General features: G+C 40.4%; 19 protein-coding genes and 1 tRNA gene. 8 read left to right on the top strand and 12 right to left on the bottom strand.

The window, feature by feature from the left end; genetic code table 11:
* Positions 1 to 282 precede the first annotated feature (282 nt).
* On the bottom strand, positions 283 to 1,329 hold the full coding sequence (locus QTN47_RS17335) for a COX15/CtaA family protein (RefSeq protein WP_369330666.1): 1,047 nt from the start codon (positions 1,327 to 1,329) through the stop codon (positions 283 to 285).
* Positions 1,330 to 1,617: 288 nt separating this feature from the next.
* Between QTN47_RS17335 and rnhB the strand changes: the two genes are divergently transcribed.
* The gene (gene rnhB / locus QTN47_RS17330; protein ID WP_369330665.1) at positions 1,618 to 2,223 is read left to right on the top strand and encodes a ribonuclease HII; all 606 of its coding nucleotides are present in this window, start codon (positions 1,618 to 1,620) and stop codon (positions 2,221 to 2,223) included.
* 408 nt (positions 2,224 to 2,631) lie between these two features.
* Here rnhB and QTN47_RS17325 read toward each other — a convergent pair whose 3' ends face one another.
* A complete protein-coding gene (locus QTN47_RS17325; protein WP_369330664.1) occupies positions 2,632 to 3,246 on the bottom strand; it encodes an L-threonylcarbamoyladenylate synthase in 615 nt (204 codons plus the stop codon).
* Between the two features lie 160 nt (positions 3,247 to 3,406).
* Between QTN47_RS17325 and QTN47_RS17320 the strand changes: the two genes are divergently transcribed.
* From QTN47_RS17320 to QTN47_RS17310, 3 genes are all read left to right on the top strand, one after another.
* Positions 3,407 to 4,279: a cupin-like domain-containing protein gene (locus QTN47_RS17320; protein WP_369330663.1), complete on the top strand. Its 873-nt coding sequence runs from the start codon at positions 3,407 to 3,409 to the stop codon at positions 4,277 to 4,279.
* Positions 4,280 to 5,402: 1,123 nt separating this feature from the next.
* Positions 5,403 to 5,489 (top strand) — tRNA-Leu (locus QTN47_RS17315).
* Positions 5,490 to 5,632: 143 nt separating this feature from the next.
* The gene (locus QTN47_RS17310; RefSeq protein ID WP_369330662.1) at positions 5,633 to 6,679 is read left to right on the top strand and encodes a tyrosine-type recombinase/integrase; all 1,047 of its coding nucleotides are present in this window, start codon (positions 5,633 to 5,635) and stop codon (positions 6,677 to 6,679) included.
* 107 nt (positions 6,680 to 6,786) lie between these two features.
* Here QTN47_RS17310 and QTN47_RS17305 read toward each other — a convergent pair whose 3' ends face one another.
* The 10 genes from QTN47_RS17305 to QTN47_RS17260 form a co-directional block, all read right to left on the bottom strand.
* A complete protein-coding gene (locus tag QTN47_RS17305; RefSeq protein ID WP_369330661.1) occupies positions 6,787 to 7,242 on the bottom strand; it encodes a hypothetical protein in 456 nt (151 codons plus the stop codon).
* A complete protein-coding gene (locus tag QTN47_RS17300; RefSeq protein WP_369330660.1) occupies positions 7,239 to 7,625 on the bottom strand; it encodes a hypothetical protein in 387 nt (128 codons plus the stop codon). Before QTN47_RS17300 ends, QTN47_RS17305 begins: the two co-directional genes overlap by 4 nt.
* Positions 7,615 to 8,028 (bottom strand): hypothetical protein, encoded by a 414-nt coding sequence (locus tag QTN47_RS17295; RefSeq protein ID WP_369330659.1) that lies wholly within the window; start codon positions 8,026 to 8,028, stop codon positions 7,615 to 7,617. The genes QTN47_RS17300 and QTN47_RS17295 overlap by 11 nt, the downstream gene beginning before the upstream one ends.
* 383 nt (positions 8,029 to 8,411) lie before the next feature.
* Positions 8,412 to 8,663 carry a hypothetical protein gene (locus QTN47_RS17290; RefSeq protein ID WP_369330658.1) on the bottom strand — a complete coding sequence of 84 codons (252 nt, stop codon included), beginning with the start codon at positions 8,661 to 8,663 and terminating at the stop codon, positions 8,412 to 8,414.
* Positions 8,664 to 8,775: 112 nt separating this feature from the next.
* Entirely contained in the window at positions 8,776 to 10,212 is a 1,437-nt protein-coding gene (gene dnaB / locus QTN47_RS17285) for a replicative DNA helicase (protein ID WP_369330657.1), read from the bottom strand.
* 2 nt (positions 10,213 to 10,214) lie between these two features.
* On the bottom strand, positions 10,215 to 11,027 hold the full coding sequence (locus tag QTN47_RS17280) for a DUF1376 domain-containing protein (RefSeq protein WP_369330656.1): 813 nt from the start codon (positions 11,025 to 11,027) through the stop codon (positions 10,215 to 10,217).
* Between the two features lie 287 nt (positions 11,028 to 11,314).
* Entirely contained in the window at positions 11,315 to 11,875 is a 561-nt protein-coding gene (locus QTN47_RS17275; protein ID WP_369330655.1) for a hypothetical protein, read from the bottom strand.
* 22 nt (positions 11,876 to 11,897) lie between these two features.
* Complete coding sequence (locus QTN47_RS17270) at positions 11,898 to 12,389, bottom strand: hypothetical protein (protein WP_369330654.1); 492 nt, start codon at positions 12,387 to 12,389, stop codon at positions 11,898 to 11,900.
* Between the two features lie 2 nt (positions 12,390 to 12,391).
* Positions 12,392 to 12,682, bottom strand: a complete 291-nt coding sequence (locus QTN47_RS17265; protein ID WP_369330653.1) for a hypothetical protein — start codon at positions 12,680 to 12,682, stop codon at positions 12,392 to 12,394.
* A 229-nt stretch (positions 12,683 to 12,911) separates the two neighbouring features.
* The gene (locus QTN47_RS17260; protein ID WP_369330652.1) at positions 12,912 to 13,151 is read right to left on the bottom strand and encodes a hypothetical protein; all 240 of its coding nucleotides are present in this window, start codon (positions 13,149 to 13,151) and stop codon (positions 12,912 to 12,914) included.
* A gap of 72 nt (positions 13,152 to 13,223) precedes the next feature.
* Between QTN47_RS17260 and QTN47_RS17255 the strand changes: the two genes are divergently transcribed.
* The 4 genes from QTN47_RS17255 to QTN47_RS17240 are packed head-to-tail and all read left to right on the top strand — an operon-like array spanning position 13,224 to position 15,257.
* Positions 13,224 to 13,949 carry an XRE family transcriptional regulator gene (locus tag QTN47_RS17255; RefSeq protein WP_369330651.1) on the top strand — a complete coding sequence of 242 codons (726 nt, stop codon included), beginning with the start codon at positions 13,224 to 13,226 and terminating at the stop codon, positions 13,947 to 13,949.
* Positions 13,950 to 13,998: 49 nt separating this feature from the next.
* Entirely contained in the window at positions 13,999 to 14,523 is a 525-nt protein-coding gene (locus tag QTN47_RS17250; RefSeq protein ID WP_369330650.1) for a hypothetical protein, read from the top strand.
* Between the two features lie 51 nt (positions 14,524 to 14,574).
* Positions 14,575 to 15,021, top strand: coding sequence for a hypothetical protein (locus tag QTN47_RS17245; RefSeq protein ID WP_369330649.1), 447 nt, complete (start codon positions 14,575 to 14,577; stop codon positions 15,019 to 15,021).
* Between the two features lie 2 nt (positions 15,022 to 15,023).
* Positions 15,024 to 15,257, top strand: a complete 234-nt coding sequence (locus tag QTN47_RS17240) for a hypothetical protein (RefSeq protein WP_369330648.1) — start codon at positions 15,024 to 15,026, stop codon at positions 15,255 to 15,257.
* The last annotated feature ends 1 nt before the right edge of the window (position 15,258 follow it).

The following is a 15,258-nucleotide window of genomic DNA, read 5'->3' as shown; positions in this document are numbered from 1 at the left end:
TTGCTGTATACCTTATTCAAAACAAAAAACAAGTATGACCCGGATTATCTCTCAAAACAAGAGATATTAATCAACGACTAAACAACACATTAAATCAAGCCTGTCTGAAATTAATTAGGACGGTCATTACAGACCGCCCTAAACAGGCTGACTTTTGCCGCCTTGGAAAAACAAAATTATAAAAACTTAACTAAATTCTTACTTGGTAATTAACACAGAATCTCAATGGCTTAAACGTAAAACGCACAACTTATAACGTACAACAGTTTTAGGCTTTGCGCTTTAGGCTTTAGGCGCCTTAATCACATAATACACCCAAACCAAACTTACCAGCAGCAGCATTGCTACGGCCTGGTGAAGTACACCGTACATAACTAACTTATTGGATATGGGAGAGTTAACTACTGTAAGAACGCCTAGCACCACCTGAAGAAGTACGAGTAACAAGGGCAGCCACTTGATCTGGTTGAACAGAGACGAGGATGTTTGTCTTGATGCCTTTACAAACCAAATGATGATTAGTATTGTCAGCAGATACGCAAGTCCACGGTGAATAAACTGCACCATGTAAGCGTTCCCGGTATAGTTTTCAAGCCCTTCTTTGTTGAACAGATAATGCGGAAACCACTCGCCATTAATGGTAGGCCATGTTGGCGCGACAGGCCCGGCATGCAATCCTGCCATAAATGCCCCATAGGTTAGTTGTACAAACAACAATAGAATGATAGTAAGTGTAAGCGTTTTTAATCCACCATTTACAATCATTTTATTCTCGGGGATCAGCATTTTGAAGGCGAACCATAGTGTGTAAACCAGCAGAATAAGCGCCGCAATAAAGTGCGTTGCCAGTTGCACGTGGCCAACGAAATATTTTTCGGGAACAAGTCCGCTTGCAACCATTACCCAACCAATTGCACCCTGAACTGCTCCTAAAAAGAATAAGATCACCAGCGGCAGAATCATTTCTCTTTTGAAGCTTTTCTTCCAGATGAAATAACCAAAGCCTATGATGAACACTACACCCAGCAGTCTTGCCCAAACTCTGTGAAACCACTCCCAGAAGAATATAAATTTGAAATCAGACAAAGTGAAACCTGAGTGCACATATTTAAACTGAGAGGTATTTTTATACTTGTCAAACTCAAGTTGCCATTGCGCATCATTCAATGGTGGCAATGCGCCGGTGATGGGTTTCCACTCTGTAATTGAAAGACCGGATTCTGTCAACCTTGTTATTCCGCCCAGTAAAACCTGCACCATGATCATTCCCACACCTATTAAAAGCCAATAGGCTACTGCGCGATTGGAGCGCTGCTGTAACTTATTCATAATGGGTGCAAAAGTAGTGATCAGCGGTCAGCTTTCAGCAATCAGCTATGAGCTTTCAGCAATCAGCTTTCAGCAAAATATGTCTCCGGATAATTAATTAATGTGCCTAAATGTATATTCTGAGGATCCGATGCAAGATGTTGATCACCATTTTTTGAATTTTTTATTTTTCCAGCCCGACTGGTCTGGCTGGAAATTTTGACTTCATCAATGAGGTTATTAACCGAAAAGGATAATTTATTAACTCCGTCCTCTACATCTCATTTTTATCCTTAATCTTGCAGGCAGATGTTGTCGCCTTTTTACCAGAAAGAGTTAGTGGAAGCCGGCTGTGATGAAGCAGGAAGAGGATGCTATGCAGGTCCGGTGTTTGCGGCTGCAGTAATTCTTCCTAAAAAGTTCCGTCATCCGGAATTGAACGATAGCAAGCAGCTGACTGTTGCTCAACGCGACAAACTGAGAATCTACATTGAAAAGAAAGCTATTTGTTATGCGGTAGCGATGGTTGATAATGATGAAATTGATACCATCAACATTTTAAAAGCTTCTTTCAAAGCCATGCACCTTGCGCTGGATCAATTAATGGTGATTCCGGAAATGCTGGTAATAGATGGCAACAGATTTACACCTTATAAAACTATACCTCATCATTGTATTGTAAAAGGCGATGAATTGTACGCCAATATTGCCGCGGCGAGCGTTCTTGCTAAAACTTACCGCGACGAGTACATGCAAAAGCTGCATGATGAATTCCCTCACTACAACTGGAAAAGCAATAAAGGCTATGGCACCAAAGAGCACCGCGACGCGATAGATACACACGGCCTGTGCAAATACCATAGAAAAAGCTTTAATATTTTATCTACTGCGCTGGAACTATTCGACGAGATATAGGAACCACGGAGACAGTACGGCACGGGCGATACACAGCGAATCTTTTGCCACAAAGGCGCAAAGGCAGTAAGAAGCACAAAGTTTTGGAACCACGGAGGCAGTACGGCACGGGCGATACACAGCGAATCTTTTACCACAAAGACGCAAAGGCAGTAAGAAGCACAAAGTTTTGGAACCACGGAGGCAGTACGGCACGGGCGATACACAGCGAATCTTTTGCCACAAAGACACGAAGGCAGTAAGGAGCACAAAGTTTTGGAACCACGGAGGCACGGCGACACAAGCGATACACAACGGATCTTTTGCCACAAAAAACCAAAAAATAAGGCTACAAAGAATAGTATTATGGAAAATTACTTCATTGAGACTCGAAACCAAGTTTTAAGCTTTGGGCTTTAGGCTTTAAGCTCAATCTTCCACTTCCCACGCACCGGCACCCAGCCTTATCACTTCATAATCATCTTTTGTACAATCAATTACGGTAGAAGGAACCATTCCGCCGATGCCGCCATTGACTACAATATCAACTAGTCCTTTAAAGTTCTCATATATAAGATCGGGATCTGTGTACTCTTCTACCATTTCGCCGGGCAAAGAGGTAGAAAGGATGGGCCCGTCGAGGTTTTGGACAATAGCGCGGGCAATATTATTGTCGGGGACACGTAAACCGATCGTACTTTTTTTGCTTTGTAATATTTTCGGAACTTCCTTACTTGCGGGTAATATAAAAGTATAAGCACCGGGTAAATGACTTTTCAGCATTCTGTACAAGGGTGTTGAAATGCTTTTGGTGTATTTGCTCAGGTCGCTAAGATCGTAACAAACGAAGCTTAGTTGAGCCTTGGCAACATCCATCTTTTTAATGCGGCAGATCCGTTCAATGGCCTTATGCTGGTGAATGTCGCAGCCAAAACCATAAATGGTATCGGTAGGATAAATAATTACACCTCCATCTCTAAGGCACTCCGCAACGGCTCTGATATGACGGGGTTGAGGATCGTCGGGATGAATGTGTAATAGCATAATCCTTTAATTTGATGATTATAAGCACAAAATAAGCAATGAAATATTAGAATGCGAGTGATTTTAAGCAATTTTGTGCGTAAATCGTCAGCTAAATTTCCAATATCCGCTTGGTGTTAACGTTAAGTTCATATTACTTTTGCACATAAACTATACCAACATGCAGTTACGTTCTGTGGATGTTGTATCCGACATTAGCCCTGAAGAGTTTAAGGTGAAGTATTTTGATAAGCAGGTGCCTGTTGTCATCCGTGACCTTGCAAAGCAGTGGCCCGCTTATAATAAATGGACATGGGAATACCTGAAGTCCGTTGCGGGCGACAAGCAGATAGGTATTTATAACAACGTAAAAAGCGACGCCTACACGCCCGTTAATAAGGCCGATGACTATACCTCTTTCGGAGATTATATTGATATGATCAGCAAGGGGCCGGCAGCCTGGCGAATTTTCCTGTTCAACATTTTCAGCCATGCCCCCCAACTGAAGGAAGATTTTACCTGGCCCGAACATTTGATGAAGGGCTTTGTAAAAAAATTACCCATGCTTTTTGTAGGTGGAAAAGGTTCCATAACACATATGCATTTTGATATTGACCTGAGCCATATCATGCACACACAATTCATTGGCCGGAAACGTGTATTGCTTTTTCCTTACGAAGAACAGCACAAACTTTATCGTAAACCATTCGAAGTGTTGAGCCTGGTTGATTTCAGCAATTATTACGATCCGCAGAAAAGCAAGGTTGATGTAGAGAAGTACCCTGCGGTGCAATCTGCTAATGGACTCGAAGTGATCCTTGAACACGGTGATACCTTGTTTATGCCCGGTGGCTACTGGCATCATATGGAATATCTTGACAGTGGCTTCGCTATGAGTTTACGCGCGCTAAACAGCTCCGTAAGCGGAAAACTGAAAGGCGCCTGGAATCTTGTGGGAATGCGCAACATAGATACCTTGATGAAGAGGACCATGCCGATGAAATGGTACGACTGGAAGAGAAGAAGGATTTTTGATGCCGCGGATAAAGCATGAGGATGTACGATGTTAGATGCCTGCCCGTACCGACGGCACGTTCGGGCGGGTACGGTGTACGATGTGATTGAAGCGAAGGATTGATATTCAGAAACGAAATTTTGTAAACCTGGTGGTTAGTGCTGCCAGGTTTTTTTTGTTTCACGCAGCGGACGCGGCGAGGCAGCGGCGCAACGGATATGTGCAAGGGCGATTTATTTCTTTTGCTAACGTAAATACATAAATCTGCAATAGAATTTTTGTGCTAATAAAAAACTGAATATGTTTATAAGAAAAGTAAGATGCCCGGAATTGAGTGAGCTGATAGCTCATAGCTGACAGCTGATAGCTAAAAGCGGCGACGCAACGGCTATATGCAAAGAGGATTTATTTCTTTTGTAAGCATAAACACATAATCTGCCATAGAATTTATGCCAATGAAAAACTTAAGGTGCTTGTGAAAAAAGTAAGATGCCTGGAATTGAGTGAGCTGATAGCTCATAGCTGACAGCTGATAGCTAAAAAGGGGATAGGGTTGAAACGAATATTTAATGAACCATTTAGTTTTATTGGTCTGGGTTAAAAAAATTGGGTTTAGGAAAAACGGCAGTTAGAAAACCGCCGTCGGTGTGTCAGCATATAACCCCCAATGAAAAAAATTTAATGATCCATGAGAAACAAACTCCAAAACTGTAACAGCACCACAAAGATGTAACGATGCAGACGCGAAAACAATGGGAGAAATACAAAATGTTACTGTGATTTTTCACACCCGGATTTGGAGGAGTTTGTCGGGACCGGGTTTGGAGGATATGTCTGGACCGGGATTTTGGGGATTAGGGGATTTACGGGATTGATCTTATAGATGTCATTTCTTTCTATATCTTTTAAATGCCCTAGCGGAAAAATTGAACAAATGACGGACATGATTGTCGTGTTGCTTCCGCTCTTGAATCGTATTCATTGCCGTCGGCTTTAGCTGGCGGATCAGGATTCATCTTAATGTCTTGGCTTTAGCCTAACTCTCCATAGAACTAACTCCTTTATTATCAATACTTTTACTTTTTAAAGAAAAAAATTTCCCGCAAAGATTGCGATCTGAAAAAGATTACATAATTCCCTTTACATTTGCACTCTCCAAAATGCCCAGGTGGTGAAATTGGTAGACACGCTACTTTGAGGTGGTAGTGCTTTAACCGGCGTGCTGGTTCGAATCCAGTCTTGGGCACCAGATAACCGTTGTAAATGATTGAAATACATTGACTTACAACGGTTTTTCATTTTAAGGCAATCCGGTTACTACCCATTTTTCACGCTTTTTACCCATAATTTTGACTTACATTTGACCGACACACTGACTGACAAAAGAACCCGATGAACATTTCAATTGTATCGTCTCCGTCCCGAGACAAGTCCAAGATATATTATTACCTCTCCTGGGGTAGAGGTGCTGGTCAACGTAAGGCTACCGGTATATTTACGTTTAGCAAACCAAAAGATCAGCTGCAGAAGAATCACAACAAAGAAGCGCTTGCAATTCTTGAAATGAAGCGCTCTCAGATGGTCCTTGACCGACAGTCGATCGCAAGTGGGTATGTGCCTGAATACAAGTTAAAATCAAATTTCCTGGATTACTATAATGAGTTTGTAAAAGCCAACAGACGTTCCACAAATCGACACCTGCAGAATAGCATGTCGGCATTCAAAGAGTTTTTAGGCCGTGATTTTATTTCCCCCGGAGAAATCAATGAGAACTTATGCGAACGGTTCAGGAATTATCTGCTTGATAATTACAACGGGGAAACCCCTTCGGGTTATTTTACCAGGTTCAAAAAGCTTATCCGCGCAGCAACAAAAGATGGTTATTTTAAAAATAATCCCGCTGAAGAAATTGAGGCCAAGACTGGAAAGAATAAGAAAATTAAGGAGATTCTATCGGTTGAGGAATACACCAAACTGATGAAGGCGCCATGCTTAAACTATGAAGTGAAAAAGGCTTTCATTTTTTCACTTTACAGCGGATTAAGGTGGGCGGAGGTAAAGAAGCTTCAATGGGAAAGTATTAAAGACGATAGTATTACTGTGGTTCAATCCAAAACCGGCAATCGGCTTCAAATACCCTTGCACCCGGTCCTGAAAGAAGTGATCGGCGAGAGAGGATCCGGATTGATCTTCAAGCTACCAACTGCTGAAGGCGCAAACAAAGTACTATCAAAGTGGGTAAAAGATTGCGGAATTGAAAAACACATAACCTGGCATTCCGCCCGACATAGCTTCAGCGTGCTCCTGCAGCGAAATAACGTGGATGTAGCGACCGTAGCCGGACTGCTCGGCCATACTACGAGCAAATACGTACAACAGACTTATAAACGGTATATTCAAAATAGTGCAGTGGAAGCGATTTTCACACTTCCGGAATGAATTGTTTATCTATGTTTTATGCAAGGGCCAACTTCCCCAACTATTGGACGATCGTTCCGCGCGGGAACTGTTGCTTTTGTGGGAAGAGGCTGTCTGTATAGATGATATCACTTATCTTGAGTTAAAAGCGTATCCGATATTTCATCTGGCCTAAGAAAAGGAAGGTGGAGTGCTCTCATTTTAAAGCCCTCAAGTTTCATTGCAAGGATGGCACGAGTATGGGCATTTGCCACGTCAACCAGACGATTCATTAATATTTTCTTTTTTGAATGATTAGCCGTAATATAATCCTGAAAACTTGATATAATAAATTCAGTGTTTACTCTTATTTCGAACAGTGTCTCTTCGTCTCTTATAAAAGCATAATATATACTGAGAGTTAACCTTCGTTTTTCCTCGTCCGTTTTTAGCCTCGCACGATATTCAAATTTTATTGAAGAGTCATTCGTAACATCAAGATCAACTGGGACGTTGTTTTTAAAATCTTCTACATCAATTTTAGTTATACCGAGAATAAAACCTGTTGATGTTTTTTTTGACTCATTCTTTTCTTTTACGCTCATGCCCAACACAAGTTTAGTTGTTCTAATGATTCCTGAACCTTGTATTCGATTGATTTTGAATTAGTTATTTGCGCATTTTTCATTTCTAATTTTCCGGATGGCTTTTTAGGATGAAAAAGCTTTGTTTTATGAACGACATTCACTTCTTGTCTTGACAGCAATTCTATTTCCCGTTCCAAGATCTCAATATCTCGAAGGAGACTGAGCATCTCGGCATCACCGCCGAAGTGCATAATATGGAGACTTGCGGTTTTCCGAAATTTCCATATCTCGCGTTCCAGCTCTTTTGAGCGCACGTGCTTTATCATTTTAATGCAGCCAGCAATACCAGTTATGCTGCCCAACAAGCAAGCACCGATAAAGTAATAATCACTAGTTTGCATCTTCTTTAGTTTTAATGGCTGTAAAATTCGCCGTATAACTTAAACCGATCGATACTATAAACATAAGACCGGTAAATATCCAATTCGCTGCAGGATGATGAAGTTTTTCATTCTCCTTTGCCATGTAAATCCCGATAGCGACTGATATAAATACCAATAGCATGCCTGAAGCTGCTGAAAAGATCGATTTTAATTTATGATCATCATTTGTCAACAACGAAAAGTTCGAAATGTTCATTGCTAGCGAGGCAAATAAAAGGTCTTTTATATCAAGTTTATTTTCCAAATTAAAATTGTACGCTACAAGAAAGCGAACTCCCACCGGAATCATACCACCTACAAGGGTATAGACAAACCACTGGAACTTTAGAAAGTTATCAAGACATTTTTCAAGCAAGTTCATAAAGGTAAAGCACTTGGGAATTTGGTTGAGCGAACAATGTTATAATCTTTTCTTTAAATTTTCAATATCTTTTTTGATAATCGCAAGTTATTCGGCGAAATTATTTCCATTTTCGAATTTTTCCGCTCCTCAATTTTAGTCATAACTATCTGATCTAATGTTATTTTATGCTCGCCGTAGATAAGATCGTAACTTCTTAGGGTATTGTTACCCCCACAGCGCCCCCTTTCTTTCTCAACTGATTTACGGCCTCAAGTATCTAGTCCAGGGATCTAACTTGATGCCTCCTTAAGCTTTTGATAATGTGAAAAAAGTTTAAAATCACTTGCAGATATAATCGTTTAATAGCTTTTTAGCTGTCAAAATCCCCACCGGCCTGTCAATTATAATTTGATGCCCTTTGTCTTTTCTTCGATGTTAGTTGGCGCTCCGGACAGAATTTTATCCAGTTCGGACCTTTTGTAATATCCGTTACGGTTTTTATAAATGCCGTACTCCTCGCATTTCCTGGCCAATTGCGTGCGTTTCAGATTTGTATAAATCTGGGCCTCCTCAGGTTTCAGCCATTCTTTATGACATAGTGCGATAGCCTTCATCACCGTTGTTTCATTGATTGATGTCGCTGTATTACTCATCTCGCTTTGTATTAATAAATTTTACAGGTATTGATTTGTTAGCATTTTATTCGCACGCACTTTAGCATACGCTAATAAATTCAGAAAGTATCGGCCGGTTATTTTTAGCTCTTTAAAAAGGAAGATCGTCGGTTGAACCTGGATCCGATACATAAACCGCATCATTTTGAAGGTGATAATCTTCGTACTTCATTACCTCTCCTCTGAATCGTAGGGCTACGGTCGAAGTCGGACCGTGACGACTCTTGTCTATTTTGCAAATCACAAGTTGATGAACATCATAAGTGCCATCTTTGATTACGACAGGTTCTGTGAACTTATAATACTCCGGACGCATTAAGAATAGCACTTCATCGGCGTCCTGCTCAATGGATCCTGATTCTCTTAAATCTGATAACTGAGGTAATTTATCTTGCCTGCTCTCAACGGCGCGACTCAATTGACTGAGGGCAATTACCGGAATATTTAATTCCCTTGCGATTAGCTTTAATCCTCTGGACATTTCGCTGACATCTTGTTCTCTGCTTTTCATTGAGCCACCAGAAACCGGCGACATCAGCTGCAGATAGTCAAGCATGATAAACTGTATTCCTGCTTTTCGCTTTAAGATATGGGCGCGAGTGCGCAACTCTCGTATGTTTATAGCCGGAGTATCTTCAATGAAAATAGGGGCCTTGGCCAGACGATCTTCTGTCTTGGATAATTTAATCTCGTCAAAATTGCTAAGCTGTGCATTTCTGAGCTTCGTATTAAAAATTTCTGAGTCGATGGATTCAAGTCTTTCCGTTAACTGGAGTACTGACATTTCCAAGCTGAAAAAAGCACCGGGAATCCCATTGACGACAGAGAGACTATGCAGTGAAGAAAGAACCATTGCAGTTTTACCCATTGCAGGACGCGCTGCTATTACGATGAAATTCGGCGCAACCCAACCTCCGATCAACTTGTCGAGTGTTTTAAATCCGGACGAAACTCCGATCACGCCTTTTGCTTTCACACTATCTCGATGCTTTTTTAACTCGAAGACGTGATCAGCCATCGTTTTAATGCTTCCTTTTAAAACTCCTTCCTGCGACGACAATATTTCATCGCTAACTGCATTCAGAGAATCGAAGACATCAATCCCCGGATCAAATCCTTCCGCCATCATTCGCGAACCGATCTCAATTTGTTTGCGCTTTAAAAAATATTCAAGAACAATTTTCACATAAACTTCCATCCTCGAAACCTCGAACGTGCTCACCTTATTTGTCAACCTGGTTACTTCGTACGGAGAAGCGATGCTCAATTCATCATTGGATCTAATTTGCTCAACAACAGTTATCAAATCAATAGATTGAGTCTTGTCATACAACTGCAAAATTGCTTTAAAAACAACCTTGTGTATTTGCTTGTAAAACACCTCTTCCTTGAGCTTTGCTATCGCCATGGGTATTGACTCAGGAAAACTCAACATAGATCCGAGAACGGACACCTCCGCTTCTTCCGAGTGAGGCGGCACCATCCCATAGCCTTCGAACATTCCATCTTTTTTCTTTTTTCTTTCCATGATTACGCTATGACAATTTTTGGCTGAGCCGTTGGCACTTCTGAGCTTTTAGATTTAAACTGCTCTCTGTTTGCGTCGTTACTTATCCAAACAGGAACCCTCGCCTGCCAGAGTTTTATCAACTGGCCATTGATAACCCAGCCTACGGACTCGTAGTGATAGAAAAATTTTTCAGCTTCTTGAGTGGTTTTTTGCGGCGTCCAGTGAACGGGCCGCTTGAGGAAAAACGCTTCCTTGACCTGTTGGATAGTTGGGCTTTCCGACTCGACTTGTGGGGGCGGGTTCAAATCTCTCTCTGTTTCTCTCTCTCTATGTGAATGTGACTGTGACTGTGATAAGTTGGGTTGCGGTATATACCGAACGTCAACCGAATTACAACCGAAATTCAACCGCGGTTCATTTTCGGTCATGCATTCGGCTGCCTCATCGGTTAATAATTCACCAGCCTGCATAAGCTCTTTTTCAAACATTTTTTGCTTTCTTTTTTTAGCTGATGCTATGCCCTTTTCACTCTGCAGTTGTTTAAATTTTGCAGCCTTCTCTTTTTCCTTTTCTAACCTTTTATTCCTCAGTTTGGTATTATCATTTGCATCCACATAGAAGAGCCTCATCACATTTTCTATGACTTTTGCCTTCACACCTTTACAAAGTAATCGAAGTCGTTCTCTGTCGTTCGGAATACCGTCTTCCTTCCAACATATAGTCAGAAGCCTAACATAAACACCTTCTTCTTCCATTGTTAAGGACTGGACATTGGAATCACTTAAATAATCTGACACATATAACGGGAACCATATTCTGTTATAATCCGGCATAAAAAATATTGGAGGTGAAAACTTAAGTCTACATGCTGCTTAATAAATCATCGATCGTCGTATCACTCATAGGTCGACTAATCACTCCTTTCACTGTAAGGAGATTTCTGAACTCAATTACCGCCTGATCCATTCGTTCGTAATTATCATATATTCCAATCAAAACATAGTCTGTTCTGGCCTTTCTTAGTAATGCCTCTCTGTTTTTAATTAACGAATCCATCAGGTTGCAGGAGTGAAATGCATTTTGGGATGGACTATATTCCAAGGCAATGACTTCACGACAACTATTCATCTTCGCTGTTTTTATTTCTAAAATTTTCAAAACAATACCTTGCATGCCTGACGATTTGCTCAGAGCTATTTAAGAATCTTATGATTTCATTATTCGTCTGGATCATATTTCCCAAACGCAGCCTATTGACCTCCAAATATTCACTCACTTCTTCGTCCTTGTCAATAACCCCGCAAATCATATGCTTCAGACCTGTCATCAGATGATCTACATAATCGTCCATCCCTGTGGCAATGAATACGTCATATGTATTCGCATATAAGGCGACCATTTCACGGAAGGCGTGGCTTGAGAAAAAGTCGCATATTTTATCGACGGACCATCCCTCTGCATAATTCGTGTAATGATTGAGCTTCATACCGCTTCTAAAGTTAGAAACCATGCTTTCACACATTTTTTCCATTACTTTATAACGAGCCAGTTCATCACGAGTAATTACCACCGATTCTGAAACGGTTGTTTGACTATCTGCCTCTGCAACCATTCCTTGGATCGCCTGCCTGGCAATAGATTTATCTTGCGCAGCTGGCGCAATGTGTTTTTTGTTTTGCATATTATTTTGAATTGAATAATGATTAATCTTCGGAGGTGAGAGTCTCGTATGTGAAAGTTTCCGGAAGTTGATCCATTAGTTTGCTGATGTCATCTTGGAAAGGATAACATTCGTCAACGATTGTTTCGAGGCGACTGAATATTTTGGATACCTGAGTGTAATTCGCCACTGCATCTTGCCTCGACTCACTGTCAAGTTTTGAAAACTCACTGCTTGCAACATAGGCCTTAAACCATTTGCCAATTTTCCAGAACAATAGCGCTGGATCATCATCATCACCACCTCCCATTGCGTCAATAATCACTAATGATAGAGCTACCCGGAGTTTAGCAGTATTTGCCGTTTGCGATATCCAACCTCTTTTAGAAACAGGCGTTTCTTCGGCTGCCATTCCCTCCCTGGCCATCTGTCCAATTTCCTCGAAAGTCTTATCGGATTCAATTGGAGAAGCAAGCCAATTAAGCGCTTTAAGCTGCTCGCAATGTTGCTGATTTGTTATAGTTGCGGTTTCCATAATTAGTTGTATAAGTATTGAACAATAAAAGAATCTCTTGTTTGAAACGTTGTAGCGATTGCCACAACCGGAAGCCCCAACTCCTTGATTATGCGATTGGCAATAAGGGCTTTTACTTCACACTGACCAGGTAGTGTTTTGTACACGTAACAGTTGGCAAATGCTCCGGACTGTACTACGCCGGAAATTTTAAACCCTTCATGAAAGGCCTCCAGATGAGTTTTCTTTTCAGTTGCCGGCACCATCCCGAGTGGTGAATGGATTTGATCGATTTCTTTTTGATATAAGTTCATATGTCAAGGTTTTAAAGTGTTGTGTTATGAGTCTTTTCGATTGACGCGTCATACTTCCTGCCGGCCTTGAAGAACATCAGGATAGTTAGGACAATAAGTGGATAGGCCGCAATTAATACAGCTATTTTCATGATCAATATTATTATGGTGATGCTCCCGTTAACGACTCGAACGTTAGTGTTTGCCAATCGGGAAGATTAAATTTTAATCCATTATTGTTGTAAAAACATTAAGCGTTTACTACATTTGTTTTCTCAACCTTATTCTCCAGTATCTCACCGAAAGACATTCCTGTTTTGTCAGCAATAACTTGAACCACGTTGAAATAAGTAAGACTGGGCGACCTGCGAATCAGATATGATGGCAGTGCCGAAAAACGTACTCCTAATTCTTCGCATACAGCCAGCCCTAATTCATTATCCATGAGTATAGCCTCGCATGCTTTATCTGATATTCTTTGCTTTGCCATAATTTTTATTATTTTGCTTTAGCGTTTTGCTAGAACAAATTTAAGACGAAATTTTCGTCATAATCGAATTAAATGATGAAAAAATCAGAAAATATTTCTGAAACAGAGTTGCAAATATTAATTAATATCAAGATTGCTAGACAGTTAGCTGGCTTAACGCAGGAAGAAATTGCTGTAAAACTTGGAATTAAAAGATCAACCTATGCCGAATATGAACGTCGAATCGTCCCTGACTTTGATACTTTGACGAAAATATCAGAAATTACAGGAACGAGCTTTGAAACGATTATAGGCAGAAATTTGACGGCTGAAGAAAAATCCATCCGTAAACCGAAGATTGAAACGGACCCTGAACAAGAGGGCATTATTTTCGTACCCATAAGTGCTCAGGCAGGCTACTCAAAGCACTATCTTAATCCAGTATTCGTGAAGTCCCTACAGAAAATCTATATCCCTGGCATGCCTTATCGAGGGGAGCGTTATCGCATTTTTGAAGTCGATGGAGACAGTATGGAACCTACACTAAAACAAGGTTATCATGTATTTTGTGAATTTGTTGAACATGAGTCTTATGATCACATTGCTAACTTTTATGTGTATGTTGTAGTCACCGAAGATCGCATTATGCTTAAGAGGTTGTTTAAAAAAAGCGCGACAGAATTTGCGGTCATCAGCGACAATGAAGAGTTCTACCCTCAGTTTGTTTTACATATTGGAGACGTAAAGGAGTTGTGGCAGGTGAAACGCAAAATGGATTGGGAAATGGCGCCCCCGAAAAAATTTGAAGTAACTGTATAACCCTATACAATAAATTGACTGAATTATCAACCATAAAACACTTTTATAAATGAAAAGAATACTTGCTCTTATCTTATTACTTTCTGCATGCTCTCCTAAAGCCGTACCATTAAAAAACACTTACGACACAAAGCCTTTTGAAGTCGTTTCCAAATCTGACTTTGAAACAGTTTGGGGAAGAGTAATTGAAATGTTTGCAAAGCAAGGTATTGGTATAAAAATAATAGACAAAAGCAGTGGATTAATTGTTGCCGAAAATACAGCCGCTCCTGTAACAACCGAGGATAAAAACGGTAATTTACTTAACCCAAAAGCATGGGCTGTAATACAAAAGATTTATGATCCTGCAAGCGGAAAATACTTGTATGCTAAAGAAGGCAACATTGAGTGGAACATTTTTGTGAAGAGAAACCAGGATAGCACCACAACGGTAAATATAAATCTGATTAACGTTTCAAATATCTCAAGCTTTTATGCAGTTGGCAACACAAGCGTTAATTTATCTAAAACAAATAGAAGTCGAGCTATAAGCACCAAGGTATTTGAAAAGCAAGTTGCAGAGCAGGTGATCTGACGCCAAGAAAAAGAAACTTTTGAACCTTTAAAAACATATAACAATTACCATATGATTACTCAAGCTCCTAAAAGAGAACTGCTTTTGCAATTCAACATCGACAAAATTAATCAGGCAATAAAAGAAACATGTGCTATACCTGGTTTCAGGATTTTAGACCATAATGCCCTGTTTAATACTTACAGAATTTCGGTTGTCAAGGGATTAAATACCGCGTTAATCAATATAACCCTACACAAGGCCAGCGAAGACTCAACGAATTGTGTATTTGAAGTTTATAATACAGTTGGAAGCAATTTGGCTATAGGCATAATTAGCGACCTTCAAGAGTTTTTCTTAAGCAATTTGGGAAATGTACTTACAGGCAATAAAGCAGTAGTACAAGCAACCGCTGCCGATCAACAATCCGAGCTGTTTTGGAGAAGGGTTTTATACAGTGTTTTATTTGTTTTCCTGGCTGGGCTTACATACTTCTGTATTACCGCAAAAAGGCACTAATTATGAATCCCGACGAACAGCAAGCAGAAAATGTGCGCAGCGCTTATAAACGTGTATTTATGGACGTGATGCAAAACATTTCACTAGAAGAACACTTAAAAGATATTGAAGGTGCAATTGAGGAAATAGATATTTCAATTGCTAAAGAAAGAGATAACGGCGGCAAAACCACATCTTTAGAGTCCGTGAAAAATGATTTATTTTACTTAAAGTGGCAAATACTGGAAAGACTTTAAA

This window comes from Danxiaibacter flavus, assembly GCF_041060425.1.
In the GTDB taxonomy this organism is placed as follows: domain Bacteria; phylum Bacteroidota; class Bacteroidia; order Chitinophagales; family Chitinophagaceae; genus Danxiaibacter; species Danxiaibacter flavus.
Note: the sequence above shows the minus strand (reverse complement) of the source record. Positions and strands in the feature narration are given on the sequence as shown.